Genomic DNA, 1,741 nt, shown 5'->3' with positions numbered 1-1,741 from the left:
TTTTTTTTTTTTTTTTTTTTTTCAGATTGGGATAGTTTTATTCTTTTTTCTGTTAGGCTATCCCTATTCAATTTTTTATAAATTGTATTAATATGTTCTGGTTTACTATCTCTATTTTTTTTATTTTTCTTTTTTTTTGAAAACTCATGGAGTGGAAATTTTTCATTTTTTGATGGTTTTTCCTTGAATTTTTCAATATTATCATTATTATGACTATGTAAATGTTTTTTTATTTTTTTATAATCCATTTTTGTTTGTAAAAAAAATTTTTTAGAATTATTTCTAACTTTTTGAAAATTTCGAAATTCTTGTACAATAGATTGATATATATTTTTTTCTATTTTTAGGTTGGGATTATTTTCTATATTAATCCCTTTTTTCTTTAAAAAGATCCTTACTCTATGCAAGGAAATATTAAATGTTTTTAACAATGTTTTTAATCTGATCTTATCATTCATAAATAAAATTTTATCCAAATAAGAAAATGAATTTACATATTCAATTCTTCTTCAAATTCTTTTTTAAGAATAAAAAAAACTTTTTCTATTACCTCTTCTCCTAGATTTGTTCGTTTATTTAAATCATCTTTTTGAAAGTTTAATATAGATTTCGCTGTATTTAATCCTAAACTATAAAATTTTTGTATTATTTTATGATCAATTTCATCAGAAAATTCTTTTAATTCTACATCATCCTCATAAGGATTATCTTTAAAAACATGTATTTTATATCCAGTCAACTGACTGGCTAATTTTATATTTTGTCCAAACTTTCCAATAGCTTTTGATATTTCTTCAATTTTCACATATACATTTACATATTTACCTTTTTCATTTACCTCCATCATAGAAACTTTTGCTGGACTTAATGATCTTGTAATATACAGTTGAGTATTTGAAGTATAATTAATTACATCTATATTTTCATTTCTTAGTTCTCTAACAATGGGGTGTATCCTAGATCCCTTCATCCCTACACAAGCTCCAACCGGATCGATTCGATCATCATAAGATTCTACAGCGACTTTTGCTTTTTCTCCTGGAATACGTGCAACTTTTTTTATGGTGATTAATCCATCAGATACTTCTGGTATTTCCAATTTAAAAAGTTCTTCTAAAAAAGCTCCATCTTTTCTCGTAAGAATCGCTAAAGGTTTATTATCTTTCCAATCAACTTTTTTTACTAATGCTCTTACCGGATCACCTTTTCGAAAAAAGTCTCTTGGAATTTGTTCCTGTTTTGGTAATACCATTTCATTTTGTTCATCATCTCTTACTATAACATATTTTGGTAAAATGTGATACACTTCTACATTAATAATCTCTCCTATTTTCTTTTTAAATTTTTCATAAATGTTTGTATTATCATATTCATTAATTTTTGCAAGTAAATTTTGTTTTAATGATAAGATAGATCTTCTTCCTAAAGAATGTAAATCAACCTTTTCTGTTACTTCTTCTCCTATTTCAAAATCAGGTGCTATTTTTTTTGCAACAGATAATTCTATTTCTTTGTTAGAATCTTTTAATTCTCCATCTTTCACTACGATACGATTCCTCCATATTTCTAAATCTCCTTGATCAGGATTTACAATAATATCATAATTTTTATTAGAAGAATCATATTTTTTTTTTAATACACATCGTATAGATTCTTCTAAAATAGACATGAGATTTACTCTATCTATATTTTTTTCGTATTTGAAGTCTGAAAAAGAATCTATTAAAGCTTCATGATCCAT

At 24.6% G+C, this 1,741-nt stretch carries 1 protein-coding gene and 1 pseudogene; both read right to left on the bottom strand.

Going from position 1 to position 1,741, the window contains the following annotated elements; all coding sequences use genetic code 11:
* A pseudogene (locus H0H42_RS02730) lies at window positions 1-458 on the bottom strand (translation initiation factor IF-2); the annotation flags it as partial.
* Window positions 459-490: 32 nt separating this feature from the next.
* Window positions 491-1,741 (bottom strand): transcription termination factor NusA, encoded by a 1,251-nt coding sequence (gene nusA / locus H0H42_RS00005; protein ID WP_185868511.1) that lies wholly within the window; start codon window positions 1,739-1,741, stop codon window positions 491-493.

The sequence above is a fragment of the Blattabacterium cuenoti genome (assembly GCF_014252275.1).
In the GTDB taxonomy this organism is placed as follows: Bacteria; Bacteroidota; Bacteroidia; order Flavobacteriales; family Blattabacteriaceae; genus Blattabacterium; species Blattabacterium cuenoti_O.
This window is presented reverse-complemented; position numbering and strand designations above follow the sequence as displayed.

What these genes read in the sequence shown, in the direction of transcription:
- nusA (WP_185868511.1), bottom strand. Translation starts at nt 1,741, where the DNA reads ATGGATCATGAAGCTTTAATAGATTCTTTTTCAGACTTCAAATACGAA.